Source organism: Kribbella sp. NPDC002412, from assembly GCF_053592935.1.
This window is the reverse complement of sequence record NZ_JBSFBL010000025.1, coordinates 1-25,025: the sequence shown is the minus strand read 5'-3', so window position 1 is coordinate 25,025 and position 25,025 is coordinate 1. Positions and strand designations below refer to the sequence as shown.

Genomic DNA, 25,025 nt, shown 5'->3' with positions numbered 1-25,025 from the left:
GCGTCCGTGGCAGGTGCGACCCCCTGGCTCCCACCTGCCACGGACAGTTCCCGGACGCCACAGTCGCTGATACACTCTGACGTGTGATGTCTCAGCGTAGCAGCGAGTCGGCTCCGGAAACAGCGTCCGAGACCAGTCCGCGTCCCACGCCCGCGAACGCGATCGGCGAGGAGCGGATCCTGGACGCGTCCTACGAGCTGCTGCTCGCGATCGGGATGCGCCGGATGACGATGGCCGACATCGCCCGGCATGCCGAGGTCTCCCGCGCCACCCTCTACCGGCGCTGGCCGAACGTGCAGGCCGTGGTCGCCGCGCTGATGACCCGGGAGTGGACCACCGCGCTGGTGTCCGCGTTCCAGCCCGACGCCGTGGACGGCCGGTCCCGACTGGTCGAGGGCGTGGTCGAGGTGGTCGCGAAGACCCGCGTGCACCCGTTGATGCGCAAGATCATCGAGCTCGACCCGGAGTTCCTCACGCCGTACCTGCTGGAGCGCCGCGGCAGCAGCACGGTCGCGCACCTCGCGCTGGTCGAGGAGGGCATCAAGGCCGGCCAGGCCGACGGCTCGATCCGGTCCGGCGATCCGGTCTGGCTCGCCCGGCAGATCATCCTGGTCTCGCTCGCCTCGGCGGTGTCCGGGCCGGTGATGGCCTCGAAGGACGAGTACCCGCACCTCGACGAGGAGCTGCGGGTGATGCTCACGAGGTACCTGACGCCGTGATGACCGTGGGCAACGCCAGCCTGAACGCGGCGCGCCGGACCCGCGAGCTGGAGTGGCTGGACACGGTCGGCAAGGTCGACGTGCTGGTCATCGGCGGCGGGGTCACCGGTGCAGGTGTTGCCCTGGACGCGGCCGCACGCGGCCTGACCGTTGCCCTGGTGGAGAAGCACGACCTCGCCTTCGGCACCAGCCGGTGGAGCTCGAAGCTGGTGCACGGCGGCCTGCGGTACCTCGTCTCCGGCCACGTCGGCATCGCCTACGAGAGCGCGGTCGAGCGCGGCATCCTGATGAAGACGACGGCGCCGCACCTGGTCCACCCGGTGCCGCAGATCGCCCCGTGGTTGCCACAGGCAAGGTTCGCGCAGGCCGCGCTGCTGCGGGGCGCGTTCCTCGGCGGTGACGTCCTGCGCACGTTCGCGCGGACCAGCGACGACTACCTGCCGCACTCCCGCCGGGTCAGCTCGGCGGAGATCCTCCGGTACGCGCCGACGCTGCGCCCGGACGGCATGCGCGGCGGCTTCCTCACCTGGGACGGGCAGTTGTACGACGACGCGCGGCTGGTGGTCGCGATCGCGCGGACCGCAGCGCTGTACGGCGCTCGCGTGCTGACCCGGGTCGCAGCCACCGAGGTCACCGGGCGAGGCGCCGTACTGGTCGACCAACTGACTGGCCACCGGCTGCAGGTCGACGCGTCGGTCGTGATCAACGCGGCCGGGATCTGGGCCGACCAGGTCGCCTCGGAGATCAAGCTCCGGCCGAGCCGGGGGACCCATCTGGTGCTGCCGCAGTCGGCCTTCGGCGGGTTGTCCGCCGTGCTGACGGTTCCGGTGCCCGGTCAGCTGCGGCGCGTGGTCATGGCGATCCCGGCACCGGACGACCGGGTGTACGTCGGGCTGACCGACGAGGACGCGCCCGGGCCGGTCAGCGACGTACCGCACGCGACCGATGCCGAGATCGACTTCCTGCTGTCCACGATCAGCGCCGCCGTGCAGGTGCCGTTGACGCGATCCGATCTGCTGGGGACGTACGCCGGCCTGCGTCCGCTGCTCGACACCGGCCACCACAAGGGCGAGGACAAGACCGCGGACATCTCCCGGCGGCACGCGGTGATCACGAGCGCGGACGGGCTGGTGACGATCGTCGGCGGGAAGCTGACCACGTACCGGCGGATGGCGCAGGACGCGCTCGACAAGGCGCTGCAGCAGTCCACGCTGGCGGTGCGGCGGCCGTGCTTGACGCACCGGATCCCGCTCGTGGGGGCGGCCGACCGGGCGCAGTTGGCCGCCGTGCGAGCGCCGTCGCGCTTCGTCCAGCGGTACGGCGTGGAGGCGCCGGACGTGATCGCGGGGGCGCCATCGCTGCTGGAACCGATCGCGCCGGGGTTACGGACCACGTTCGCGGAGTTGCTGTTCGCCGTACGGCACGAGGGTGCGCTGACCGCGGACGACGTACTGGATCGGCGGACACGGATCGGGTTGTCGGCGGCGGACCGCGAGCTGGCGTTGCCGGCGGTCCGGGAGGCGTTCGCCGGCGTGTAACACCTGTGGATAACGGGTTGAACGCTCCCGGGGCTGGGTTAACTTGGCTGCGAGGGGGTGAAGAGGTGACGCAGCCGTACCCGGGGCAGGGTGGTCCGCAACCGTTCCGGCAGCCGTATCCGGTGCCGCATCGACCAGGGCCGTATCAATCTGTGCCGTACCAACCGGTCCCGCCGCGGTACAAGCCGTTGCGGAAGATCGCGGTGGTCAGCATCGTGCTGATGGGGCTGACCGCGGTCGGCGCGGTGATCCAGACCGCGCTGATGTGGAGCTCGTACGACGAGGTCAAGCGGTTCGTGTACGGGCTGCTCTCCGAGGAGGAGCTGGACCGGGCGATCGGTTCGATCGCGGGCACCGGGCCGCTGCTGAACCTGGTCACCTACCTGCTGATGGGGACGGCGATCGCGTTCCTGATCTGGCTGTGGCAGGCGCGGGAGAACGCGGACTTCCTGCACTCACCGCTCGCCCCGCGGCCGCGCGTGCAGCAGGGTCAGCTGCACCGGCACGCGAACGGTTGGGTCGTCGGTTCGTGGTTCTGCCCGGTCGTGCAGTTCTGGTACCCGCTGCAGATCGTCCAGGACGTCACCGCCGCGAGCGAGCCGCCATCGGAGCACGGCGCGGCCCAGCGCGGCACGGTCCGGGGTTTGCTCTACGGCTGGTGGGCGACGTGGACCGGCTTCTGGGTGATCCTGGTCGGCGGCACCGGGTTCGCGGTCATCGCCTTCATCGTCTGGATCGTCCGCCTGGTCGACGCGGCCGACACCGCGGACCAGACCGGCGACTACGTGGACATCTACGACCTGCAGGACTTCATGGTCCGGGTCGCGCTGAGCGTCAACATCGCCTTCACGGTGGCGACCGTACTCCTGATCGCGGCCGGCGTCGCCGCTTCGCTGCTGCTGCTTCGCGTCACCCGGTGGCAGCACGACCAGGCGACCATGCCGCCTCCGGTCGCGGCACCTCCCGCGCCGCCGCAGTACGCGCCGCGCTACGACCAGCCCGGCCCGACCTTCCCGTCGTACCGCCCGTATCAGGGGTAGGCGAGGACGGCGGTCGCGTCGTCGTACCGCTTCCCGCGGAAGCTGTCCGGGTGCGCGGCAGCGTCGTACTCGCGGACCCGCTCGACCAACGCTTTGGGACCTTCGGTGGTGAGTACGTCGACCAGGTCGTCCCACGAGTGCCCGTAGCGCTCGGCGTACCGCGACGCTCCATCGGTCAGTACGGCGACCACCTCGACGTCGGCGCGATCCGTCGTACCTGTGACGGCTTGGTCGGCGGCTCGAGGGTCGGTGCTCGCTACCCAGAACCCGCCTGGCTGGTTGCGGAGCCGGCGGACGGTCTCGAGGGAGTACTCGGGGAGGAGGTCGAGGCGGTCGTCGCTGTGCACCGAGACCTTCCCGGCCGGCGATCGCGTCACGACGGGGGAGTCGGCGAGGACGAGATGCTCGACCGTGTCCGGTCCCACCCGGACCATCGCGACGGTGGACGACGGGCTGTCCGGGTTGGCGAGATCGCACGTGTCCGCATGGCCGGCGCCGACCGCGGCGATCGCCTCGGCGAGCAGGTCCGGGAGCCGCGCCGTCGAGCGAGCGAGGAGAGGTACGACGAGCTGAGCGCCGAGCTGTCCGACCAGCCAGGCGACCGTGTGCCGGCAGCCGGACTCGACGCCTCGCCGTGCGGTGGCGCCGTCGAGGACCACCACGAAGTCGGGTCCGGTCAGGGCAAGATCCTCGTTCACCGCGGGCGGACGCCGGTCGGGCGCGGGCAGGCTGATCGAGCGGATGTCCACCCGCCCAGTCTCTACGGTCGGGCGGCCCAGCTGTCCGCGAGGGACTGCTCGAGAGAGATCTTCGGGGACCAGCCGAGCTGCTTGCCGATCAGCGCGGTGTCGGCCTGCTGCCAGGTCGCGCCGCGGACCGTGTCCGGCCGGGCCTCCTCGACGATCTTGGCCGGCTGTCCACTCAACTCGAACAATTGCCCGGCGACATCTCGCGCCAGACTCGCCCGCCCGGTGCCGACGTTCAGCACCGGCGGCGGCTTGGCGTCGGCGAGTGCCACGGCGACCACAGCCCCGGCGACATCGCGGACGTCGACGAAGTCGCGCCAGACGTCGAGCGACCCGGCCTCGATCGTGTGCCTGGACCTCAGGTCCCGGATCACCCGGCCGGTGAGCGTGCTCTCCGGTGCGTCCGGGCCGATCACGTCGAACACCCGGAGGACGACCGCGTCGGCGCCGTTGCGCTGGGCGCGGAGAACGAGCTCCGAGCCGGCCAGCTTGGTGAGGCCGTACGGACCGGCCGGGCAGGGTTCGGTCTGTTCGTCCTGGCTGGTGCCTTGCGGCGCACCGCCGTACTCGGCCGCCGAGCCCAGGTGGACGAAGCGGGCATGGCTGGCGTGGTCCCGGGCCGAGGCGAGCAGGGCGTCGACCGCGATCACGTTGGCCCGGACCAGGGTCGCGGAGTCGCCCAGCGTGGCACCGGCCGCGTTGATGACGACGGTCGGTTTGTACATGCCGATCTGCGTGTCCAGCGCGTACGGGTGCATCGCGGCCAGGTCGCACAGCCGGTGCGGCTCGCCCCGGCTCCGGCTCAGGCCGCGGTACTCGATCCCGCGGTCGGCGAGCAATGCGCAGATCCTGGCGCCGAGGAAGCCTCCCGCGCCGAACACCATCACCCGCTCAGTTCCGGTCACTCCTCCATCGTGCGGTTCGTACTTGTCGGTCCGCCCTCCGTTCTCCGTCGTACCGATCACAAATGCACCCGCCGGCGACTTGCGGCGGTGTGTCGGTCCGGCGTGACAGTGTGGCCGGGACACCTCAGCGACAGGGGAGAGCGATGCCAGACCGAGTGGACGGGCGGCCGCCGGCGCCGACCGAGTCGACGATCCGCGACTGGGACGACGCGGACCCGTCCGGCGAGACCTACCGCCGGGTGCTGTTCATCGACTCCGACCTGACCGAGGTGGACAACCGCGGCGGGATCTTCGAGGAGTGCACGTTCCGCGGGGTCCGGTTCAACGCGTCGACCCACACCGACGCCGCGTTCGTGAACTGCACGTTCGTCCGGTGCTCGCTGTTCGACACCACGTTCACCCGGTGCAAGTTCGTCGGCAGCTTCTTCGACGACTGCACCTACAACCTGCTGAAGGTGTCCGGCGGTGACTGGTCGTTCACCGGGCTCCCGGGCGCGGACCTGCGCGGGACCGAGTTCACCGGGGTCAAGTTCCGGGAGGCGGACCTCACCGGCGCACGAGCAGCCAAGGCGGTGCTGCGTGACCTGGAGCTGTCCGGCGCGTCGCTGCACCGCGCCGACTTCACTGCGGCCGACCTCCGGGGCTCCGACCTCTCCACCCTCGACCCACTCACGGTCGAACTGAAGGACGCCCGGGTCGACGTCACCCAGGCAATGGTCATCGCCACGTCGCTCGGCCTCGACGTCCGGCCTTAGGGCCTGCAGACAGACCTCGGCCTGTGGATATCTCCGTGTGATCGTGTCGGCATCCCCCGTTTCATCCACAGCCTGTGGATAACTATCCGGATAACTTCGTAACCGCTCTGTGAGAATCTCACCGCGCCCGAGCGATCTGACGCAGGCCGTTCGCCGGCTTGGCGACCGGGACCGGCACCGGAACCAGCTCGCGACGGTGCCGGGCCGGGCGCCGCCCGCGGACCACGAGCACTGCCGAGTGCTCGACGACGTACGGGACGGCGACCAGTTGGCGGTCGCGGATCAGGGTCTGGAGACCCGCCGCCAGGCCGACGCCGGCGAAGGCGCCGAGCGTGTTCGCGACCAGGTCGTGCAGCTGGCAGGAGCGGCCGAGCTGCGGGACCAGGGCCTGGATGGCCTCGACCGAGGCGGACATCCCGATGCCGGCGGCGATGCCGTTACCCGGCCGGCCGCTGGCCAGCGTCAGCATCCCGGCGGCCGGGACGAACAGCAGGACGTTGAGCAGGCCCTGGATCGAGGTCAGGCCGCCAGTCGTGGTCAGGTAGGTGCCGCACTGGCCGATCAAGCCGATGGTGTGCGCGGTCGGGCTGAGGGTCGCCGCGAGCACCAGCGCAAGTGCGCCGGGCAGGCAGAAGGCCGCGAGCCGGGGGACCACGTCACCCGGCCGCCGGAGCGACGCGAGCGCGATCGGCAGCGCCATTCCGGTCAGCACGAGCCAGGTGTCCAGCAGATGGGGGATGCCGCGATAGGTCTCGAGCACGCGTCCGAAGCCTCCCGTGGTCGACCGGCCGACAGCTGTCTTCCTCGCCGAATTCGCTTCCTCACAAGACGATCAGCCGACCGATCCCACGCTCGCCAGGCTTGTCCGGACATCTGCACGCACCCGCAAACAGTCCGTGACAAACCGAGCACAAATCGTCACCAAAGACCCGTGCCCAAGGCAACGATCATTTGCTGCGGGCAGCCGTCAACCCACCCGGTAGTCGCTGTCGAGCCGGTCGGTGATGAGCATGTAGCCCGGGGCGTGCGTGATGGCGAAGGGTGGCCGGGAGGCCATCAGGGCGGCCTGCGGGGTGACCCCGCAGGCCCAGAACACCGGTACGTCGCCATCGGCAGCGTCCACCGGGTCGCCGAAATCCGGCCGGGAGAGATCCTCGATGCCCAGCGCCCGCGGATCCCCGACATGCACCGGACCGCCATGAACGGCGGGCATCGCCCGGGTGATCCGCACGGCGTCGTCCACCCGGCCGGCCGGGATCTGCCGCATCGACACGACCATCGGACCGAAGAGCCGCTCGGCGGACTCGCATTGCCGGTTCGTCACGTACATCGCCACGTTGCGGCCCTGGGCGACGTGCCGGAGCGGAACGCCCGCAGCCGCCAGCGCGGACTCGAAGGTGAAGCTGCAGCCGATGGAGAAGGCGACCATGTCGTCGCGCCACGCGTCGGTCGCGTCGGACACCTCACCGACCAGTTCGCCGGCTCGCCAGATCCGGTACCGCGGCAGGTCGGTGCGCAGGTCCGCGCCGGCCGCGAGGCGAGTCGTCGGATCACCGGGGTCGGTGACGTCGAGCAGTGGGCAGGCTTGTGGATTACGGGTGCAGAAGAGCAGGACGTCGTACGCCCAGTCCTTGGGTACGGCGATCAGGTTGGTCTGGGTGTAGCCGCTGGCCCAGCCGGTGGTGGGCTGTGCGGTGCCGCGGCGGAACAACTCGCGCGCCTGGGCCGGGCTGAGGTCGAGGGTCGTCATCGGGCTCCCCATCTCGCGTGAGCCTCAACGGTAGTGATTGTTGAACAATTCCACAAGGCCTCAGGAGCGGTGCTGGGCCACCGCGGCCGCGGACTCCTCGTCGCCGGCCGCGCGGAGCCCGTCGATCACGCCGTCGATGTCGGCGTCCGCCCGGTTCTGGCTGAGCTTGACCTTCGCCTCGATCCGGCTGATCGCAAGCTCCACGCCGACGATCGCTCGCAACTGACCGGTGACGAACTTCTCCGGTGCGTCATCCACCGACCACGGCTCGTCCCGGCCGGCTTCGTGGTGGTCCGACAGCCGCCGTACGACGTCCGCGACCCAGGCCGGGTCGTCGTGCACGGTCAGCGTCCCGTAGACGTGCGCGGTCACGTAGTTCCAGGTCGGCACGACCCGGCCGTGCTCGCGCTTGGACGCGTACCAGGCCGGCGAGACGTACGCGTCCGGACCGCGCATGATCACCAGCGCCTCACCGATCACGTACTGCTGCCAGTGATCGTTGTTGCGGGCGAGGTGCCCGAGCAGCACATGCCTGGAGCGGTCGTAGACGAACGGCAGCATCGTGGCCACCAGCCCGTCCGGAGTCATCGTCACCAGGTCGGCCGCCCCGTGGTGGGTCAGCAGCTCGTGGATCGCCTCGTCATCTGCAGCGAAGTGCTTCGGAACGTACACAACACCACCCTCACCGAGGCGTTCACTGGCCGATAGATCCAATCCGCGCAGGCTTCGTCAGTCCACTCAGTGGTTGACTTCCTGCTCCCACTGGTCCCGCGGCTGCGTGTGGAGACGCCAGTAGTGCTCCGCGATGTCGTCCGGGTCGTACGCCGTACCCGGTGCAACCGCACCGCCGACGGTGACGCTCGCGGCGTGGATGCCGGAGTCGCCGTACTGCTGGTCGAGCAACGTCACCAGCGTCCGCACGCCGGCCTTGCCGAGAGACAGACTGGCGTAGCCCGGCTTCGGCTCGGGCATCCCACCGGTGATGATGAACGACCCGCTGCCACGCTCAGCCATCGCCGGTACGACGTGCGCCGCCGTGGTGATCGCACCGACCACGTTGACCGCCCAGGCGTCCAGATGTTGCTGCGCAGTCAGGTCGCCGACGGCGTCCGGCTGGATGATCGCCGCGTTGTAGACCACCACCTCCGGTACGCCGTACTGATCGACGACCCGGTCGAGCGCCGCACGCAGGCCCACCTCGTCCGTACTGTCCGCCGTCAGCGCGAGTACGTCGCCGGTGATCCCGTCCGCGACCGCCTTCACGGTCGCCTCCGACCGGGCGATCAGCCCGACACTCAGCCCGGCCCGGGCAAACCGCCTCGCCACCGCCGCGCCGATCCCCGGCCCGGCCCCTACCACCACAGCTCCTGTCATGCCGCGACCTTAAAACCTCACATCAATGTCAGAGTCAAGTCAGCTCTTGAGTTCGGCGGCCAACTCGTAGTCGCGGCGCCAGTCGCCGGTTGGTGCGAGGATCACTCGCTCGGTGCCGGCCGCCTCGTACGCCTCGAGCTGCTCAGGCGAGTCCAGTTGCGGCGCGACGACGGTCGCCCTGAGCGGGGCCCGGTGGTGCAGCTGGTTGATCTGGTCGAGCGCGGTTTTCACCTCGTCGGGCGACATCGCGATCGTCGCCCAGCCGTCGCCGTACCTGGCCGCTCGCCGGAAGGCCGCCTTCCCGTTGCCTGCGACAACGACCGGTGGGACCGCCGCTCCGGGTGCGATCGTTGCCGCCAGCCCGTCCGCGAGCGTCGCCGGCTTCCCGGCGATCAGATCCGGCAGTACGGCGAGGGCCTCGTCCGTCAGCCTTCCGCGGTCGGCGAAGGACACGCCTGCTGCCCGCCAGCCGATGTCGCCGTGCGCGGGGTTGCCGGTGCCGACTCCGAGGACGAGGCGGTTGCCGGACACGAGTTGCAGCGTGCTGACCTGCTTCGCCGCCCAGGCGACCGGCCGCAACGCCAGCAGCATCACGTTGAATCCGACCGTGATCCGCTCGGTCACCGCCGCCGCGGTCGCCAGCACCACCGAGCTCTCCAGCATCGGCGCGCTCGCGATCAGATGATCCGTCGACCACACCGAGTCCAGCCCGACCTCCTCCGCGAACCGCGCGCTCTCCCGGACATCCCCGAGAATCGGCTTCGACGGGTCCGGCGTCGACGTCGGCAGGATCACTCCGATCTCAACTGTCATGACCACCCTCAACTCTGTTGGCTGCGGAGTTGTTCCGCTCGAGGACTGCAGCTGTCCGCTACTCGCCCCTAGGGTCGTCGGCGTGAAGGTATTGAGTCCACGGGCCCTTGGACGTGCACTGCTCGAGCGGCAACTGTTGCTCGAGCGCGTCGACCTGCCCGTGGTGGCGGCGGTCGAGCGGGTGTTCGGGCTGAACGCGCAGAGTCCGAACGACCCGTATCTGGCGCTGTGGGCCCGACTCGAGTCCTTCACGATTCCCAGCCTCACCGCGGCGATCGAGGACCGTTCGCTGGTGCGCTCGACGATGATGCGAGCGACTCAACATCTGATGTCCGTGGACGACTTCTCCTTCGTGCGGCCGGTGTTGGCGCCGTTGTTGCGTCGCGTGCAGCGCAACGCGTTCGGGCGCCGTACCAAGGGCGTCGATCTCGAAGCGTTGGTCGTCGCGGTGCGAGAACTGCTTGCCGATGGGCGGACGCTGACCCGGCCGGAGCTGGGCCGATTGCTCGCCGAACGGTGGCCAGTCGACGAACCGACAGCACTTGGCTGGACCGCGCAGTACCTGGAGCCCCTCATCCATCCGGCGCCGAGCGGGACCTGGAACGTGTACGGCGCAACGCCATTCACCCTCGCCCCGACCGGGATCGCAGACGTGCGCCGGATGGTCTTGCGCTACCTGGCCGCGTTCGGCCCGGCAACCGTTGCGGACGCGCGGACGTGGTCCGGGGTGAGCGGGCTCCGCGAGGTCTTCGCCGACCTGCGTCCGTCGCTGAAGGTGTACGCCGACGAGTCCGGCCGCGAACTGTACGACCTCCCAGACGCCCCCTTGCCTCCCGATGACATCGAGGCACCCATCAGATTCCTGCCCTCGTTCGACGCCACCCTGCTCGCCCACGCCGACCGCACCCGCATCATGACCAACGAAATCCGAGCCCAGGTCTGCATAGGCGCCGGCGTAGCCCCCACCCTCCTCCAAAACGGCACGGTCACCGCCAGCTGGACCATCCACTCCACCAACAACACCGCGGTACTAACCATCCAACCCCTCCGCCCCCTGGCCGACCTCCCCTCCATCGAGTCAGAAGGCCTCCGCCTCTTGGCCTTCACTCACCCGTCCGACGCCCATCGCATCGAGTACCTTGCCTGACTTGTCCTCCACGTGAGTGGACAGTTGGACTGTTGCTCAGGTTGGCCAGGTGACGCGGGCGGCGACGAAGCTGCGGCCCTCGTACAGGAGCTCGCCACCGATCTCGCCGGCAAGCTGCTCGCCGGTCAGGTACCGCTTGTAGATCCGGTGCCGGGACCCGTCGTTCAGCGTCCGGTCCATCCACTGCTCGGGTCCGACGCCCGGCCGGATCGCGGTGTCGACCACGACCAGCTCTGCGGCCACCCGCCGTACCTCAGCCAGAAACGGCTCCCGCTCATCCGGCGGCAGATGCCCGTAGAAGTGCCCGGTCAGCACCCGGTCGAACGCCTGGTCTGCGACCGGCAACCGCAGCGCATCGCCCACGACACCCCGCGGCACCCGCGGGCGGGCGACCGCGAGCATCGAGCGACTCCGGTCCAGCCCGACCGTCAGCCCGCGCAGGTGCTGCGTCAGAAATCCGGTGCCACAGGCAACATCGAGCGTCCGCGCCGCCGGCAACCCGCGGATCACCTCGACCAGCCGGTCGACCTCGTCGGACCAACCGGGCGGATTCCGGCCCGCGAACTGGCCGAGCCCGAGGTACCACTCGTCGTACTCCCCGGCCCGCCGCTCGTAGTAGGCGGCGGTCCCGTCGTCGCGCGCGAAGGCAGGCACCGGATCGGACATACGTAAAGTCTTACCCTTCGATGCCCATCCTGTGAAAGCCCTTGACGGTGCGAAGGACCGGCGCTGTCTCGACCCTGTGCACGCCGGCCAGCGCGGACACGTGCTCGGTGAGGTAGCTGTAGAGGTGCGCCGAGTCGCGGCAGATCGCGTGCGCGACGACGTTCGTCGGCCCGGTGGTGACCGCGACGAACGAGATCTCCGGATGCGCCGCCAGCGCGTCAGCCACCAGCGCCGCCGGCTGAGCAGTTATCCACAGCCGCGCCTGGGCCCGGTATCCGAGCGCCGCCGTCGGGACCTCCACGTCGAACCTCAACACCCCGGTACGACGAAGGTAGTCCAGCCGCCGCGCGACGCTCGACTGCGACCAACCGGTTGCCCGGACCAGTTCGGCGTACGGCGCCCGTCCGTCGACTCCTAGGACCTCGAGCATCCGCTGATCCCGCGCATCGAGGACCACCGTGGCATCCAGCAACTCCGGACCCGGCCGCCGGCGCAGCCGTGCCTGCCGATCCGCGTCGAGAACGTCGATCGCACCCCAGCGCGGCGGCCGACCCGCGGGCAGGACCTCGTGAGCACTCACCCCGAGCACGCCGCGACTCCACTCCAGCTCCTCGATCAGCACCTGGTCGTCGCTCGACGGCTGACAGTCGCAGCTGATCTCGGTCCCACCTGACAGCACCTGGACCCACAACGTGTCCGCCCGCCGGGCCAGCGCGTCCGCGATCGACTCCGCGACGTCCGGCGTACAGCGAATCCGGACCGTCCACCACCGAGACCCGAGCCGAACGCCGTCGGCGATCCCGACCACCCGCAGCACGCCGCCGGCCCGCAACCGCCGGTACCGCCGGGCCACCGTGTGCTCCGAAATCCCGAGCACCCCCGCGACAGCACTGAACGGCACCCGCCCATCGATCCCCAACGAGTGCACCAGCCCGCGGTCGATCTCGTCCAAGGTGACGGATTGGGCCACGATCAGACTCTACCGCGCTAGATATCCCCAACACTGTCCACAGGTGTGCACAACCCCGGGACCTTGGGCTCACCCGCTTGCTGGTGGTGGCGAAGCGGCCCACCCGATCGCCGACCCCGAAGCCAGACCCACCCGATTGCTTGCTCGTGCGTCTACTGCCAGAGTCACGGGCATGGGGTCCAGCTACACCGATTTCCAGGGGTTCGGCTTCTGGGCGCGTGACGGTCTTCTGGAGATCTGGCTCGAGGCGCTTGCCGAGGTTGTCCCTGCCAAGGCGCCGGAGTGGCTGCGCGACGCAAAACAGCATTGGCGACTGCAAGCCCGCGGCGGCTTCGTGGGCTGCGTCAACGCCGACCTGGATGCCCGGCTTACCTCAGAGGACCGAACGGAGACTGTGCTCGCCCTCGCGGAGGAGGCATCTGCGTACGTCACTCGAGTCGCCGGCGCGACGGGCACAGTGCCGGCCGCGTGGCTGAACAACCGAGGCGTGGGCGGCGAAGGCACCGTGTGGCTTGCCGATGTCGAAGTGCGATCGGTGCACCAAGTCGGCGACGCACTCACAGCACTCCTTCGCGGCGAACTCCAGACGACGCCAGGAACCAGCCCAGTCCTGCACTAGGTCGATTGCCGATCAACGAGATAGCGAGTCGGCGAGAGCGCACGCGTCGGAGGAGCGGCGTAGCGGACGGCGCGGGGGACCACAGTCCGCGCGCGGCGTCGCGTGGGGACAAACCTGTGGAGATGAGGGGACTTGAACCCCAAACCTGCCATGCATAGGCGGTTGCGCTGCTCCCGCCTGTCTGCGCAGGCAGATCCTGAGCGCGGGCTCGTTCTCGTTAGGGCACGCAGAGGGCACGGCCTCCCGTGACTTTCCTACACGGTGCGACGATTCGGAAGTCAGTCGAACTCGATGAAGGGATCTGAGTCGGATGGGACGACCTCGGCTACAGGTCGGCGCGGTGACGATTACTTCGGAGCCGGGCCGGGCGCGTGAGTTGGCGGATTTCTATCACCGGTTGCTGGGCTGGCCGATCGTCGACATCGGCCCGAAGGGTGGCTGGGCTCAGCTGCGTCCGCCCGAAGGCGAGACGGGACCAACGATCAATGTCGAGGAGGACCGTGCGCACGGACGGCCAGTGTGGCCGAGCCAGCCGGGCCAGCAGACCGCAACCATGCACCTCGACATCGGTGTCGACGACCTGGACGCCGCCGTCGCCTGGGCCGTCGGGGCCGGGGCGACTCAGGCAGTACATCAGCCGCAGCAGCACGTTCGAGTGATGCTCGATCCGCACGGCCATCCGTTCTGCTTGTCCTGAATGCTTTCCACGTTGCCGAACCGCCTCGGCTTGCCGATCCCGCAGGGACGCCGTAGGCGCTCTTGATGTGTGTCGTGGTGGCCGTACGATCGAGCGGCCAGGGAGACGTGGCTTCCCACGGTCAGACGCCAAGACGGCGGCTCGTGGCGGTTGGTATCGGGTGGACAGGGAAGCGTCCTGCTCCTAAGCTCCGGCGAGAACGGCGCCCCAGCGCCGCACGCTTGACCCATAAGAGCCCAAATCGGCACAGAGCCAGGGACTCGGGAGGATCAGCGCGCGGGCTACGCCGCGAATCGGGCAGACTTCTACGTCCGCGCCGACATCCGCTGCTCCCACAACGGCTCTGCCTGCGACTCGATGAATCGCTGCACTCCGGCAGCAAGAGCCTCATGGTCTTCGTGGGGCCGCAGCTTCTCCGCGTCGGGACGCGACGCCGCGCGGCGTCGAGGACGCGTGGGTGAACACAGTCCGCGGTCGAGTGCGAATACGCCCGGCCAACGGCTGGCTCGCGTCAGGCGAGCTCGCGGGACCACGGGGCGGTCGAGTGCGGGCGGCAGCACGCGGACGCGCGGCAGCGCGCAGACCAAGGGTGGGTGGGAGCGGCCGGCGAGCACGCGACGAAGGAGCGGGCGTAGGGGACCATAGTCCGCGCGTGAGAAGAAGATTTGTGGAGACGAGGGGACTTGAACCCCTAACCCCTGCCTTGCAAAGGCAGTGCTCTGCCAGTTGAGCTACGCCCCCGTGGGGGTTCGGTCAGCGGCCCGGGGTGACCGGGTCGACGGCCTCGGCCCAGAGGTCCTTCTCGGCGCGGGACTGCTGGGTCTTCTTGTAGGCGAAGTATCCACCGATGCTGGCCACCAGCACCAGCAGGATCTTCTTCAGCACCGGGACTCCTCGGATCGGGGTTCACGATCGTGATGGTGGGCCTAACTGGACTTGAACCAGTGACCTCTGCCTTATCAGGGCAGCGCTCTAACCGTCTGAGCTATAGGCCCGCGTTGCGGGGTCGAACCCGGGAGAGATTACCGCACCAAGGGCCCTACTCCCAAACCGGTTCCGGCCAGGCCGCGGACGGGCCCGGCCGGAGACCGCGAATGCCTGTCAGTCCTCCGATGCCAGCGTGACTTCGAGGCCGCCCAGCAGCGTGGCGGCGATGTTGTAGAGGAAGGATCCGAGCGTCGCGAGGGCGGTGATGATGAGCACGTCCGCACACGCGAGCAGGGTCGTGAATCCCATCACCTTGCCGGTGTTGATGTAGTTCTCGATCCGGAACGGCTCGGCCGCCGGCGTCCCCAGCACCTCGGTGACGGTGTTGTTGATGTTGTCGAACACACCGGCCGCGCCGATCGCGGACCAGACGATGAAGACCGCGACCCAGGTGACGATGCCGAACGCGATCGCCAGCAGGAACGACGTCTTCATCACCGACCACGGGTCGATCCGCGACATCCGCAGCCGCGCCTTGCGCGTCTGCGGCCGGCTCGACGTCTTCAGCGCCTTCTCGGCCCTTACCGAGGCCTTGTGCTCCGCCTTCTCGGCCTTGTCCGGCTTCGCGTCCTTGACCGCGGCGGCCTTGTCCAGCACCGCCTGCCGCGCCGCGCTGACCCGGTCGCCGATGCTGCCCGGCTTCGCGCCGTCCTTCCCGGTCAGTCCGTACGACGAGGCACCAGCCGCCGGCGCACCAGCGGCGGGAGCGGTCCACGGCTCGGGACGTCCCGGCGTACTCGGGCCCGGCGTGCCCTGACCCGAGCTGACCGGACTGGCCGGACGTGCGGTCGGACGAACCGGCGGCTGCTGCGGCGGCCGCACCGGCGCACCGGACCGGCCGGCCTGCGACTGCCCGGCGCCAGGCTGCCCAACCCCAGGCTGACCGACACCGGACGGGCCGTTGCCAGACGAGCCGACACCAGACGGGCCGGACGATGACGCACCGGACTGGCCCGGTCGCGGCTGGCTACCACCGGACGGCCGGAAGTCGCCGGATCGGGACTGGCCGTTACCGCTCGATGCGGCGGTGGAACGACCGTTGGAGGCCGGGTTGGCCGGTGGGGTGGACTGCTTCTTACCGGAGCTGTCCGTAGCACCGTCGGGCCACGTCGGCCTCGCGCGGTTGGTCATCAGTTACCCTCCTGGCCGGCTTCGTCGTCTTCGACGGTAGCCGCGCCGTCGACGTCCGTCGAACGCTGGTCATCATCCTGGACGCTCTCAGGGGTGGTTTCGGTTGTCGATCCGTCCACATCCTGGGCACCTTCTTCGGAGGGAGTACCCGCTTCGGCGTCGAGGGATTCGTCGCCGTTGCCGTTCAGGCTGAGATCGGTGTTCCGGGCGATCGCGACCACCGCGTCGGACTCGCCGACCCCGGCGAACCGGACGCCCATGGTGTCGCGGCCCTTGACCGGCACGCTGTCCACCCGGCTGCGGACGACCTGGCCGCTGGCCTTGATCGCCAGCACCTGGTCCTCGTCGACCACGATGATCGCGCCGACCAGCGAGCCGCGCTCGTCGTTCAGCTTGACCGCCTTGATGCCGAGACCGCCGCGGCCCTGCTGCCGGTACTCCGACACCTTGCTGCGCTTGGCGTACCCGGCGTCGGTCACGGTGAAGACGAACTGCGTCTCCTCGTCCTCGCCGACCCGGATCACCGACATCGACAGCAGCTCGTCGCCGGAGCGGAACTTCATGCCGGTCACGCCGGAGGTGGCCCGGCCCATCGGGCGGAGCTGCTCGTCGTTCGCGGTGAACCGGATCGACTGGCCCTTGCGGGACACCAGCAGCAGGTCGTCCTCGGCGGTGGCGAGGTCAGCGCCGATCAGCTCGTCGTCCTCCTCGCGGAAGTTCACCGCGATGATGCCGCTCTGCCGGGCCGAGTCGTAGTCGGTCAGGGCCGTCTTCTTGACCAGGCCCTTCTTGGTCGCCAGCACCAGGTAGTCGGACTGCTCGTAGTCACGCAGCGTCAGCACCTGCGCGATCTCCTCGTCCGGCTGGAACGAGAGCAGGCCGGCCACATGCGAGCCCTTCGCGTCCCGGGCGGACTCGGGCAGCTGCCACACCTTGGCCCGGTAGACCCGGCCCTTGGTGGTGAAGAACAGCATCCAGTGGTGGTTCGTGGTGGCGAAGAAGTGGCTGATCTCGTCCTCGGCCCGCAACTGGGCGCCACGGACGCCCTTGCCGCCGCGGTGCTGCACCCGGTACTGGTCGGTCTTGGTCCGCTTCGCGTACCCGCCGCGGGTGATCGTGACGACCACGTCCTCGTCCGGCACCAGGTCCTGCACGGACAGGTCGCCGTCGGCCGCGATGATCGTCGTACGGCGGTCGTCGCCGTACTTCTCGACGATCTCGGCCAGCTCGTCCTTGACGATCGAGCGCTGCCGCTCCGGGCTGGCCAGGATGTCCTCGAGGTCGGCGATGACGGCCTCGAGCTCGTTCAGCCGGTCGATGATCTTCTGGCGTTCCAGGGCGGCCAGCCGGCGCAGCTGCATGTCCAGGATCGCCTGGGCCTGCACCTCGTCGATGTCCAGCAGGTCGATCAGGCCCTGGCGGGCGTCGTCCACGTCGGGGCTGCGGCGGATCAGCGCGATGACCTCGTCCAGCGCGTCCAGCGCCTTCACGTAGCCGCGGTAGATGTGGGCCTGCTTCTCGGCCTCGCGGAGGCGGTAGCGGGTCCGGCGCTGGATGACCTCGATCTGGTGGTCGATCCAGTGCGTGATGAACAGGTCCAGGCTGAGCGTGCGCGGTACGCCGTCGACCAGCGCCAGCATGTTGCAGCCGAAGGTGTCCTGCAGCTGCGTGTGCTTGTACAGGTTGTTCAGTACGACGCGCGGCTGGGCGTCACGCTTCAGCACGATCACCAGGCGCTGGCCGGTCCGAGACGAGGTGTCGTCGCGGATGTCGGCGATGCCGGTCATCTTGCCGGTGTTGACCAGCTCGGCGATCTTCTGCGCCAGGTTGTCCGGGTTGACCATGTACGGCAGCTCGCTGACGACCAGGCTGGTCCGGCCCTTGGCGTCTTCCTCGATGTCGACGACCGCGCGCATCGTGACCGAGCCCCGGCCGGTGCGGTAGGCGTCGTCGATGCCCTTGTAGCCGACGATCAGCGCGCCGTTCGGGAAGTCCGGGCCCTTGATGTTCTCCATGCACGCCGCCAGGACCTCTTCCTGGGTGGCGTCCGGATGCTCCAGGCACCACTGCGCCGCGGCGGCGACCTCGCGCAGGTTGTGCGGCGGGATCTGGGTCGCCATTCCCACCGCGATACCGGCCGAGCCGTTGACCAGCAGGTTCGGGAACCGGCTGGGCAGGATCACCGGCTCCTGTGAGCGGCCGTCGTAGTTGGGGCGGAAGTCGACCGTCTCCTGGTCGATGTCGCGCACCATCTCCATCGCCAGCGGGGCCAGCCGGCACTCGGTGTACCGCATCGCGGCCGCCGGGTCGTTACCCGGCGAGCCGAAGTTGCCCTGGCCCTGGATCATCGGCGCCCGCATCACCCACGGCTGCGCCAGCCGCACCAAGGTGTCGTAGATCGCCGAGTCGCCGTGCGGGTGGTACTGACCCATCACGTCACCGACGACGCGGGAGCACTTCGAGAAACCACGGTCCGGCCGGTAGCCGCCGTCGTACATCGCGTAGAGGATGCGGCGGTGCACCGGCTTCAGGCCGTCGCGGACCTCGGGCAACGCGCGGCCGACGATGACGGCCATCGCGTAGTCGAGGTACGACTGCTGCATCTCGGTCTGCAGATCGAGGGGCTCGATCCGGTCGTGGCCCGGCGAGGTGGGGGTCTCGGTCATGAAAAGCTCGTCCCGTTCAAATCAGTCGTACGTCGGGGTGGTCACGCGGGCGGAGTCCCGGCCGGAGCAGCCGGGCGATCTCCGTCAGATATCCAGGAAGCGGACGTCCTTGGCGTTGCGCTGGATGAAGTTGCGACGGGCCTCGATGTCGTCGCCCATCAGGGTCTGGAACGTCTCGTCCGCGCGGACCGCGTCGTCCAGGGTGATCTGCAGCAGCACCCGGTTGGCCGGGTCCATCGTGGTCTCCCACAGCTCCTGGGCGTTCATCTCGCCCAGACCCTTGTACCGCTGGATCGCGTTCTCCTTCGGCAGCTTCTTGCCCGCCTCGGCGCCGGCCTCGACCAGGCCGTCCTTCTCCCGCTCGGTGTAGGCGAGCTCGTGCGCCGAGTTGCTCCAGCGGATCTTGTACAGCGGCGGCTGCGCGGCGTACACGTGGCCGCGCTCGATCAGCGGCCGCATGAACCGGAACAGCAGGGTCAGCAGCAGCGTCCGGATGTGCTGGCCGTCGACGTCGGCGTCGGCCATCAGCACGATCTTGTGGTACCGCAGCTTCTCCTCGTCGAAGTCCTCGTGGATGCCGGTGCCGAGCGCGGAGATGATGGCCTGCACCTCGTTGTTCTGCAGGACCTTGTCGATCCGGGCCTTCTCGACGTTCAGGATCTTGCCCCGGATCGGCAGGATGGCCTGGAACTTCGGGTCCCGGCCGCCCTTGGCGGAGCCACCGGCCGAGTCACCCTCGACGATGTAGACCTCGCACTCCTCCGGGTTGGTCGACTGGCAGTCGGACAGCTTGCCCGGCAGCCCGCCGCCACCCAGCAGGCCCTTGCGGTTGCGGGCCAGGTCGCGCGCCTTCCGGGCGGCGATCCGGGCGCTCGCCGCGGCGGTCGCCTTCCGGATGATCTCGCGGCCCTCGGCCGGGTTCTGCTCGAACCAGGCGCCGAGCTTGTCGTTCACGACCCGCTGGACGAAACCCTTGACCTCGGTGTTGCCGAGCTTGGTCTTGGTCTGGCCCTCGAACTGCGGCTCCGCCAGCTTGACCGAGATGATCGCGGTCAGGCCTTCCCGGATGTCGTCACCGGTGAGCCTGTCCTCCTTCTTCTTGATCATGCCCTGGTCCTCGCCGAACGAGTTGACCAGCGAGGTGAGCGCGGCCCGGAAGCCTTCCTCGTGGGTGCCGCCCTCGTGGGTGTTGATCGCGTTCGCGAAGGTGTGCACGGACTCCTGGAACGAGCCGCTCCACTGCAGCGCGACCTCGAGGCTCATGCTGTTCCCGCCGTTGGCCGCGGCCTCGAACGAGATCACGTCGCGGTGCACGGTCTCCCGGATGCCGGTCAGGTACTTCACGTAGTCGACCAGGCCGTTGTCGTACTTGAACGACTGCTCGACCGGGTTGCCGTCCTCGGTGTGGTCCGGCCGCTCGTCCCGGATCACGATCTCCAGGCCCTTGTTCAGGAAGGCCATCTCGCGGAACCGGGTGGACAGCGTCTCGTAGGAGTACGTCGTGGTCTCGAATATGTCCGGGTTCGCCCAGAAGGTGATCGTCGTACCGTGCTCGTCGGACGGGCCGACCTCGGCCAGCTCGTCGTCCGGCACGCCCATCGTGAAGGACTGGGTGTACTCCTTGCCGTTCTGCTTGACGTCGACCTTCAGCCGGGTGGACAGCGCGTTCACCACGGACACACCGACACCGTGCAGACCGCCGGACACCTTGTAACCACCGCCGCCGAACTTGCCGCCGGCGTGCAGCACGGTCAGTACGACGGTGACGGCCGGCTTGCCCTCGGACTCGACGATGCCGACCGGGATACCGCGGCCGTTGTCCTCGACCCGGATGCCGCCGTCCTGCAGCATGGTGACGACGATCCGGTCACACACCCCGGCCATCGCCTCGTCCACCGCGTTGTCGACCACCTCGGTGACGAGGTGGTGCAGACCCCGCTCACCGGTGGACCCGATGTACATCCCCGGCCGTTTCCGGACCGCGTCGAGGCCCTCGAGGACCTGGATCGCGCTGGCGTCGTACTCCCGCTCCACGATGTTGGAGGGCATCTCAACGTCTGCTGCGACGGTGCCGATGGGGTCGGCGGACTGGTTGGCGTCGATCTCGGTCGGCTCGTCGGTCACCGGTGGTTGTCCTCCTCGGACCTCGCGTCTGCGAGGCATCGCGGCACAGTGGAAGCCGCCCCCTGCGTGTTGGCAGAGGTGCGGCTCGCCCTACACCACCTATTCTACCCGTCGGCCGAAGCAGAACCTGCCATCAGGAGGCCGAAACTGTGGACAGGGCGTCTTTTCGCCCTCCTCACCATGTCCCCTCTCGCGGGTAGGGGGCTCAAAAGCGCTCACGGGCCCTCAGCGGCCTCCGGGAGATCCGGGTACGGCGGTCTCGGCATCGAGACCGAACCGACCGGTCCAGACCACTCAGCGTACGGCCCGACGGGTGCCCGTCGAGGACCCACCGACCTCTAGGATCGCTGCCGTGGAAAGTCTCGACGACGTCATCGACGCCATGATCGCCGACCGGGTGATTCACCGGCACCGGCGCAAGTGGCTGATCGCGATCGCCCTCGTCGTCGTCCTCGCTCTGGTGATCCTGGCCACCGGCGGCTGGAAGGAGCGGAAAGGTCGGACGGTCCCGACGCTGACCGCGCCGGTGACCGTCGAGTCCGGCAAGTGGGAGTACAACTTCACCAAGGCCGAGATCCGGGTCAAGAAGGCGGGGGAGTACACCGACGCCGAGACCGAGCTCCGGGTCTACTTCGACCTGAAGAACATCGACGAGGAGGAGAAGACCAGTGACAGCCTGCCGGGCAAGCTGCTGGTCTTCGTCCCGGGCGGCGGCGCGGAGTTCATCGACTCCAACGGCGCTGACTGCCGCGGCGAGCTGAACTGGGTCATCGTCTACGGACTGCCGCCGGAGAGCTGCTACACGACCTTCAAGGTGGCGCCCGACTTCACCTCTGACCTGGTCGAGGTCGGTGTCCTGGGTGAGCGGTACGAGTCCGACGACAGCCTGTTCGGAGCCAACGACGATCCGTACTGGCAGAACGAGCGGCCGGACGCCGTCGTACAGCTGAAGCCCGAGACCGTCGACGTCACGGAGGGCGACAAGTGAAGCTCTATCGGCCGGCCACCGTGCTCGTCGGCATCCTGTTCGTCCTGCTCGGCGGCGTCACCCGGCTGGCCGCCCCGGAGCAGGTGTTCGAGGACCAGAACCTGATCGCCGTCCGCGGCACCATCGGCGAGCCGCTGAAGTACGCCGGCTCGGACTCGACCGTGACCATCACCCGGATGAAGTTCGCCAAGACGCTGGTCGAGGAGGACGGCAGCGACGACGACAAGCCGTTCGAGACCAACGGCGTCTACGTCGCTCTCGAGTGGGACACCGTGCGCGGGATCGAGAAGCCGGCCAACACCGGCGCGCGCCTGGTCGCCGACGGCGGCACGAACTACGAGCCGATCGGCGGACTGAACGACTCCGGGATCGACTTCCCCGAAGCGGGTTTCGCCAAGACCGGCGCGATCGTCTTCGAGGTGAACCCGACCGACCTCAAGGGGCTCAAGCTGCAGATCCGGCCGAGTATGTTCTTCACCGTGCTGAACTCGTACGTCGAGGTCGACCTCGGCATCCCGAGTGAAGAGGTCGCCCAGCAACTCGTCGACGGCGCCGAGGGGCAGTACGTGCTGCAGGACCCGGTGACCCGGGTGGCGACGTCATGAGGGGCCTGAACCGAGCGGCCCGGCTGGCCGCCCAGATCTCGCTGCTGCTGGCGCTGATGTCCACCAGCGTGTACATGCTGACCCGCGTCTACCTCGACGACGAGGAGCGGATCTACAACGAGGGCAACATCAACGAGATCGCCACCAGCGGCGGCCCGGTGACGATCGGCCACGTCGAGTGGAAGCTCGACTCGCTGCAGCCCTACACCCGGATCGTCGACAAGAAGGGCGAGGAGATCGGGATGGGCGGCCCCGCCGGCACCATCCTGATGATCGCCAAGCTGACCGCGACCCCGCGGCAGGGCGTCTATCTCAAGGACGGCGGCTTCAGCTGCGGCGCGGACCTCTGGGACGACCGCGGCAACGTCTGGCAGGCCGGGCGGAACACCTCCGACTGGGAGCTGCCGACCAACTGCTACGCCGACGACAGCGACGACGACGGCAAGGACGAGGTCTTCGAGATCGACAAGCCGCGTCAGGTGGCGATGATCTACGTGATCCCGGCCGACGCCGTGTCGCACGTCGTGGGTGTGAGCATGCAGGACCGGAACGGCTTCCGCCGGGTCCTCATCACGCCCTGAGCCATCCCGCCGTACCGGAACCAAGCTCTGCGGGGTCAGGCTCCGCGGCTTTGCTCAGGCCTCCGCGGCTTGGTCAGGCTCCGTGGCTTGATCAGGCGGCGGGCTGGGCCGACTTCTCGGCCTCGGCGGCCGCGGCCTCGGCCCGGCGTTCGCTGCTCACCGAGATGCACAGGTCGAAGGCGGCCGCGAGCAGCGCGATCCGCAGCGTCTCGAAGATCGCGTTGTCGATCATCGAGGCGAGCTCGGCGTTCATCAGGCCCCAGCGCTCGCCGTGCACGCCGATCGCGCGCTGGATCGCCACGAACGCCCACTCGTCACCGAGCACCCAGAACGTGTAGACCATGCAGACCACGCCCAGAAACACCGGCCCGACCCGCACCAGCAGCCGGAACGCGTTCAGCGTCGGGTAGAACTTCTCCCGCAGACCGCCGAGCACGAGGTTCGGCGCCTTGCTGGTAAGCGCGACCACCCGGTTCTGCTTCGGGGCCTCCGCCTCGAGCTGGCCACCCAACCGCTGCTCGATGCGCGTGCCGCGGAAGACGCCACCGCTGGACAGCACCCGGTGGCCGAACACCACCGTGGTGATCGCCAGCCAGGTCAGCGGCTCGGCGACGCCCAGCTTGAACAGCGGCCAGAGCGTCTCCCAGAAGAAGCCCCAGAGGAACTCGAGACCGGCCGGGACCGGGATGTTGATGTCGGCGAAGAAGTTCTTCACCCCGTCCCACCAGTCGACCGACCAGTACCAGAACGAGCGCTGCTCGAACCAGTTCTTGCCGTCGGCGATCGCGAACGGCGTGACGACGACGGTGAGCAGCAGGAAGAACGCCTCGGCCCAGACCTGGACGAACTTCGCCGGCCGGCTCGGCCAGCGGTCGTCGACAGCCTGGATCACCCGGCGCAGCACCAGCAGGATGACGATCGCCGGCAGGTACTTGTGCCAGGCCCCGTTGCCCAGGTCGAAGAAGCCCGCACCGGGCTGCAGCCCGCGCTCGACCATGTTGCTGACGTTGAGCTGAGAGACCTGGTTCTCCAGGAAGCCCCAGGCCGACCACACCGCCACCAGCGGCAGCAGCGTCACGGCCAGCAGCTCCAGCAGCCCTTGCTGAGTCGGGTCCGACGTCTCCTCGGCCTTGTTGCTCGCTGCGTCCCGCCAGCGGTACAGCGAGTTCGCACACGCGCGGATCATGCCGACGTACGCCGCGATCTGGATCAGCACGCCGGCCGAGAACACGCCGACGCCGATACTCGAGTGCGAGTGCTCGGCCAGCCAGATGGCGCACTCCATGCAGACCTTGAACCCGAGGTACCCGGCGAAGAACCAGGTCACCATGGGCAGCAGGTTCCGCCACCACAACCGGAAGGTGTCTCCGATCAGGTGGACCATCTCGCGAAAGCCGTCGACGATCGTGCGCATCGCGCCTGATCCTAGGGGAGGGGCGGGTCGCTCAGGCAATCCGCTCTCGCGGGCCGGTCAGCCGTAGGTGTCGCGGGGTCCGCGGCCGCCGCGGATCGTGCGCGGGCCCTTCCGCCAGGACGGCGCGTGCGGGCCCTGGACGTTGACGCGAGTGACGGTTCCTTCGCCGAGTTCGGCGTTCAGTCGGCGGACCAGGTCCGGGGCGAGCATCTTCAGCTGGGTCGCCCAGGCGGTGGAGTCGGTGCGGACGGTGAGCTCGGTGTCCTGGTAGCTCTCCGGCTTGCAGTGCTCGGCCATCTCCGGACCGACGATCGCCGGCCAGCGCGCCATCACGCCGTGTACGGCGACGTCCACCTCCCACCCCTGGTCTCGCATCAGCCGGCCGAGGGTGTTCGTCAGCTTCTGCGGATCCCGGTCGTCCGGCCGCGCGCTGCTGACCTGGGTGCCGTCGATCCGCGGCCGCCGCCGGGTCCGCTTGACCGGCTTGACCGGGCTCATGCCCTTCAGCCGCCCGGCGAGCGATTTCGCCAGGTCCAGCCCCTGCTTGTCGTGCTCAGCTTCGCCCGGCGGTTCCGGAGCGGCCTCGCTCTCGAAGCCGCTCTCAGGGGAATTCCGGGGTTCAGGCACGGCTGACGGCACCGTCCCCCACGTCGAACCGGGCGCCGCTGAGCTCAGCGGGCACGTCAGCGCCCACCGCCGCGGTCACCAGCACCTGCTCGGCCGGGGCCACCAGTTCGGCCAGCCGGTCGCGGCGCTGCGTGTCCAGCTCCGCGAACACATCGTCCAGGAT

Annotated in this window: 25 protein-coding genes, 2 tRNA genes and 1 pseudogene; 10 read left to right on the top strand and 18 right to left on the bottom strand. The window is 69.0% G+C overall.

Translation table 11 applies throughout. The annotated features are described in order from the left end of the window. Nucleotides 1–86 precede the first annotated feature (86 nt). The 3 genes from ACWCOV_RS20910 to ACWCOV_RS20900 all read left to right on the top strand — a co-directional run bounded on the left by ACWCOV_RS20910 (nucleotide 87) and on the right by ACWCOV_RS20900 (nucleotide 3,297). On the top strand, nucleotides 87–719 hold the full coding sequence (locus tag ACWCOV_RS20910; protein ID WP_449830944.1) for a TetR/AcrR family transcriptional regulator: 633 nt from the start codon (nucleotides 87–89) through the stop codon (nucleotides 717–719). Next, nucleotides 719–2,257, top strand: a complete 1,539-nt coding sequence (locus ACWCOV_RS20905) for a glycerol-3-phosphate dehydrogenase/oxidase (RefSeq protein ID WP_449830943.1) — start codon at nucleotides 719–721, stop codon at nucleotides 2,255–2,257. Before ACWCOV_RS20910 ends, ACWCOV_RS20905 begins: the two co-directional genes overlap by 1 nt. A gap of 65 nt (nucleotides 2,258–2,322) precedes the next feature. Beyond that, nucleotides 2,323–3,297 carry a DUF4328 domain-containing protein gene (locus ACWCOV_RS20900; protein WP_449830942.1) on the top strand — a complete coding sequence of 325 codons (975 nt, stop codon included), beginning with the start codon at nucleotides 2,323–2,325 and terminating at the stop codon, nucleotides 3,295–3,297. Here the strand turns inward: ACWCOV_RS20900 and ACWCOV_RS20895 are convergent. Both ACWCOV_RS20895 and ACWCOV_RS20890 read right to left on the bottom strand, forming a co-directional pair. Beyond that, entirely contained in the window at nucleotides 3,288–4,046 is a 759-nt protein-coding gene (locus ACWCOV_RS20895) for a protein phosphatase 2C domain-containing protein (RefSeq protein WP_449830941.1), read from the bottom strand. The two genes, ACWCOV_RS20900 and ACWCOV_RS20895, sit on opposite strands and share 10 nt — an antisense overlap. A gap of 11 nt (nucleotides 4,047–4,057) precedes the next feature. Further along, on the bottom strand, nucleotides 4,058–4,948 hold the full coding sequence (locus ACWCOV_RS20890) for an NAD-dependent epimerase/dehydratase family protein (RefSeq protein ID WP_449830940.1): 891 nt from the start codon (nucleotides 4,946–4,948) through the stop codon (nucleotides 4,058–4,060). A 143-nt stretch (nucleotides 4,949–5,091) separates the two neighbouring features. Between ACWCOV_RS20890 and ACWCOV_RS20885 the strand changes: the two genes are divergently transcribed. Beyond that, a complete protein-coding gene (locus tag ACWCOV_RS20885) occupies nucleotides 5,092–5,703 on the top strand; it encodes a pentapeptide repeat-containing protein (protein ID WP_449830939.1) in 612 nt (203 codons plus the stop codon). A 118-nt stretch (nucleotides 5,704–5,821) separates the two neighbouring features. Here the strand turns inward: ACWCOV_RS20885 and ACWCOV_RS20880 are convergent, their stop codons facing one another. The 5 genes from ACWCOV_RS20880 to ACWCOV_RS20860 all read right to left on the bottom strand — a co-directional run bounded on the left by ACWCOV_RS20880 (nucleotide 5,822) and on the right by ACWCOV_RS20860 (nucleotide 9,640). After that, the gene (locus tag ACWCOV_RS20880; RefSeq protein WP_449830938.1) at nucleotides 5,822–6,463 is read right to left on the bottom strand and encodes a VanZ family protein; all 642 of its coding nucleotides are present in this window, start codon (nucleotides 6,461–6,463) and stop codon (nucleotides 5,822–5,824) included. A 207-nt stretch (nucleotides 6,464–6,670) separates the two neighbouring features. After that, on the bottom strand, nucleotides 6,671–7,453 hold the full coding sequence (locus ACWCOV_RS20875; RefSeq protein WP_449830937.1) for a putative hydro-lyase: 783 nt from the start codon (nucleotides 7,451–7,453) through the stop codon (nucleotides 6,671–6,673). A gap of 60 nt (nucleotides 7,454–7,513) precedes the next feature. Further along, nucleotides 7,514–8,125 carry an FMN-binding negative transcriptional regulator gene (locus ACWCOV_RS20870; protein WP_449830936.1) on the bottom strand — a complete coding sequence of 204 codons (612 nt, stop codon included), beginning with the start codon at nucleotides 8,123–8,125 and terminating at the stop codon, nucleotides 7,514–7,516. A gap of 66 nt (nucleotides 8,126–8,191) precedes the next feature. Then, nucleotides 8,192–8,827 carry an SDR family NAD(P)-dependent oxidoreductase gene (locus tag ACWCOV_RS20865; protein ID WP_449830935.1) on the bottom strand — a complete coding sequence of 212 codons (636 nt, stop codon included), beginning with the start codon at nucleotides 8,825–8,827 and terminating at the stop codon, nucleotides 8,192–8,194. Between the two features lie 39 nt (nucleotides 8,828–8,866). Further along, the gene (locus tag ACWCOV_RS20860) at nucleotides 8,867–9,640 is read right to left on the bottom strand and encodes an LLM class flavin-dependent oxidoreductase (RefSeq protein ID WP_449830934.1); all 774 of its coding nucleotides are present in this window, start codon (nucleotides 9,638–9,640) and stop codon (nucleotides 8,867–8,869) included. 82 nt (nucleotides 9,641–9,722) lie between these two features. Between ACWCOV_RS20860 and ACWCOV_RS20855 the strand changes: the two genes are divergently transcribed. Beyond that, nucleotides 9,723–10,787, top strand: a complete 1,065-nt coding sequence (locus tag ACWCOV_RS20855; RefSeq protein WP_449830933.1) for a winged helix DNA-binding domain-containing protein — start codon at nucleotides 9,723–9,725, stop codon at nucleotides 10,785–10,787. Between the two features lie 36 nt (nucleotides 10,788–10,823). Here ACWCOV_RS20855 and ACWCOV_RS20850 read toward each other — a convergent pair whose 3' ends face one another. Together ACWCOV_RS20850 and ACWCOV_RS20845 are read right to left on the bottom strand one after the other, a co-directional pair. Continuing rightward, nucleotides 10,824–11,453, bottom strand: a complete 630-nt coding sequence (locus ACWCOV_RS20850; protein ID WP_449830932.1) for a class I SAM-dependent methyltransferase — start codon at nucleotides 11,451–11,453, stop codon at nucleotides 10,824–10,826. A 10-nt stretch (nucleotides 11,454–11,463) separates the two neighbouring features. Further along, nucleotides 11,464–12,423 carry an Lrp/AsnC family transcriptional regulator gene (locus ACWCOV_RS20845; RefSeq protein WP_449830931.1) on the bottom strand — a complete coding sequence of 320 codons (960 nt, stop codon included), beginning with the start codon at nucleotides 12,421–12,423 and terminating at the stop codon, nucleotides 11,464–11,466. A 172-nt stretch (nucleotides 12,424–12,595) separates the two neighbouring features. On the opposite strand from ACWCOV_RS20845, the gene ACWCOV_RS20840 reads away from it, so the two are divergent. Together ACWCOV_RS20840 and ACWCOV_RS20835 are read left to right on the top strand one after the other, a co-directional pair. Beyond that, on the top strand, nucleotides 12,596–13,042 hold the full coding sequence (locus tag ACWCOV_RS20840) for a hypothetical protein (protein WP_449830930.1): 447 nt from the start codon (nucleotides 12,596–12,598) through the stop codon (nucleotides 13,040–13,042). Between the two features lie 340 nt (nucleotides 13,043–13,382). Beyond that, nucleotides 13,383–13,739 carry a VOC family protein gene (locus ACWCOV_RS20835; protein ID WP_449830929.1) on the top strand — a complete coding sequence of 119 codons (357 nt, stop codon included), beginning with the start codon at nucleotides 13,383–13,385 and terminating at the stop codon, nucleotides 13,737–13,739. A gap of 668 nt (nucleotides 13,740–14,407) precedes the next feature. Here ACWCOV_RS20835 and ACWCOV_RS20830 read toward each other — a convergent pair. The 6 genes from ACWCOV_RS20830 to gyrB form a co-directional block, all read right to left on the bottom strand. Beyond that, nucleotides 14,408–14,480: transfer RNA gene (locus tag ACWCOV_RS20830), tRNA-Ala, on the bottom strand. 12 nt (nucleotides 14,481–14,492) lie between these two features. Beyond that, a complete protein-coding gene (locus ACWCOV_RS20825; RefSeq protein ID WP_233712472.1) occupies nucleotides 14,493–14,624 on the bottom strand; it encodes a DLW-39 family protein in 132 nt (43 codons plus the stop codon). A 33-nt stretch (nucleotides 14,625–14,657) separates the two neighbouring features. Next, nucleotides 14,658–14,734 (bottom strand) — tRNA-Ile (locus ACWCOV_RS20820). Between the two features lie 106 nt (nucleotides 14,735–14,840). Continuing rightward, nucleotides 14,841–15,548 carry a DUF3566 domain-containing protein gene (locus ACWCOV_RS20815; RefSeq protein ID WP_449830928.1) on the bottom strand — a complete coding sequence of 236 codons (708 nt, stop codon included), beginning with the start codon at nucleotides 15,546–15,548 and terminating at the stop codon, nucleotides 14,841–14,843. 308 nt (nucleotides 15,549–15,856) lie between these two features. Next, nucleotides 15,857–18,460 (bottom strand): DNA gyrase subunit A, encoded by a 2,604-nt coding sequence (gene gyrA / locus ACWCOV_RS20810; protein ID WP_449831025.1) that lies wholly within the window; start codon nucleotides 18,458–18,460, stop codon nucleotides 15,857–15,859. A gap of 147 nt (nucleotides 18,461–18,607) precedes the next feature. Further along, nucleotides 18,608–20,686 (bottom strand): DNA topoisomerase (ATP-hydrolyzing) subunit B, encoded by a 2,079-nt coding sequence (gene gyrB / locus ACWCOV_RS20805; RefSeq protein ID WP_449830927.1) that lies wholly within the window; start codon nucleotides 20,684–20,686, stop codon nucleotides 18,608–18,610. A 313-nt stretch (nucleotides 20,687–20,999) separates the two neighbouring features. Here gyrB and ACWCOV_RS20800 point away from each other — a divergent pair, with 313 nt between their 5' ends. Genes ACWCOV_RS20800 through ACWCOV_RS20790 form a run of 3 tightly spaced genes read left to right on the top strand, consistent with a single transcriptional unit; the run spans nucleotide 21,000 to nucleotide 22,821 of the window. Further along, on the top strand, nucleotides 21,000–21,635 hold the full coding sequence (locus ACWCOV_RS20800; protein WP_449830926.1) for a hypothetical protein: 636 nt from the start codon (nucleotides 21,000–21,002) through the stop codon (nucleotides 21,633–21,635). Continuing rightward, complete coding sequence (locus ACWCOV_RS20795; RefSeq protein ID WP_449830925.1) at nucleotides 21,632–22,240, top strand: hypothetical protein; 609 nt, start codon at nucleotides 21,632–21,634, stop codon at nucleotides 22,238–22,240. Before ACWCOV_RS20800 ends, ACWCOV_RS20795 begins: the two co-directional genes overlap by 4 nt. Next, a complete protein-coding gene (locus ACWCOV_RS20790; protein WP_449830924.1) occupies nucleotides 22,237–22,821 on the top strand; it encodes a hypothetical protein in 585 nt (194 codons plus the stop codon). Before ACWCOV_RS20795 ends, ACWCOV_RS20790 begins: the two co-directional genes overlap by 4 nt. A gap of 91 nt (nucleotides 22,822–22,912) precedes the next feature. On the opposite strand, the gene ACWCOV_RS20785 is transcribed toward ACWCOV_RS20790, so the two are convergent. The 3 genes and pseudogenes from ACWCOV_RS20785 to ACWCOV_RS20775 all read right to left on the bottom strand — a co-directional run. Further along, entirely contained in the window at nucleotides 22,913–24,235 is a 1,323-nt protein-coding gene (locus ACWCOV_RS20785) for a hypothetical protein (RefSeq protein WP_449830923.1), read from the bottom strand. 57 nt (nucleotides 24,236–24,292) lie between these two features. Further along, a complete protein-coding gene (locus ACWCOV_RS20780; protein WP_449830922.1) occupies nucleotides 24,293–24,862 on the bottom strand; it encodes a DUF721 domain-containing protein in 570 nt (189 codons plus the stop codon). Beyond that, a pseudogene (locus ACWCOV_RS20775) lies at nucleotides 24,855–25,025 on the bottom strand (DNA replication/repair protein RecF); the annotation flags it as partial. The gene ACWCOV_RS20780 and the pseudogene ACWCOV_RS20775, both read right to left, overlap by 8 nt.

Coding starts and splice junctions, on each gene's coding strand:
- ACWCOV_RS20910 (WP_449830944.1), top strand. CDS start 87: ATGTCTCAGCGTAGCAGCGAGTCGGCTCCGGAAACAGCGTCCGAGACC.
- ACWCOV_RS20905 (WP_449830943.1), top strand. CDS start 719: ATGACCGTGGGCAACGCCAGCCTGAACGCGGCGCGCCGGACCCGCGAG.
- ACWCOV_RS20885 (WP_449830939.1), top strand. CDS start 5,092: ATGCCAGACCGAGTGGACGGGCGGCCGCCGGCGCCGACCGAGTCGACG.
- ACWCOV_RS20875 (WP_449830937.1), bottom strand. CDS start 7,453: ATGACGACCCTCGACCTCAGCCCGGCCCAGGCGCGCGAGTTGTTCCGC.
- ACWCOV_RS20865 (WP_449830935.1), bottom strand. CDS start 8,827: ATGACAGGAGCTGTGGTGGTAGGGGCCGGGCCGGGGATCGGCGCGGCG.
- ACWCOV_RS20860 (WP_449830934.1), bottom strand. CDS start 9,640: ATGACAGTTGAGATCGGAGTGATCCTGCCGACGTCGACGCCGGACCCG.
- ACWCOV_RS20850 (WP_449830932.1), bottom strand. CDS start 11,453: ATGTCCGATCCGGTGCCTGCCTTCGCGCGCGACGACGGGACCGCCGCC.
- ACWCOV_RS20840 (WP_449830930.1), top strand. CDS start 12,596: ATGGGGTCCAGCTACACCGATTTCCAGGGGTTCGGCTTCTGGGCGCGT.
- gyrA (WP_449831025.1), bottom strand. CDS start 18,460: ATGCAGCAGTCGTACCTCGACTACGCGATGGCCGTCATCGTCGGCCGC.
- gyrB (WP_449830927.1), bottom strand. CDS start 20,686: ATGCCTCGCAGACGCGAGGTCCGAGGAGGACAACCACCGGTGACCGAC.
- ACWCOV_RS20790 (WP_449830924.1), top strand. CDS start 22,237: ATGAGGGGCCTGAACCGAGCGGCCCGGCTGGCCGCCCAGATCTCGCTG.
- ACWCOV_RS20785 (WP_449830923.1), bottom strand. CDS start 24,235: ATGCGCACGATCGTCGACGGCTTTCGCGAGATGGTCCACCTGATCGGA.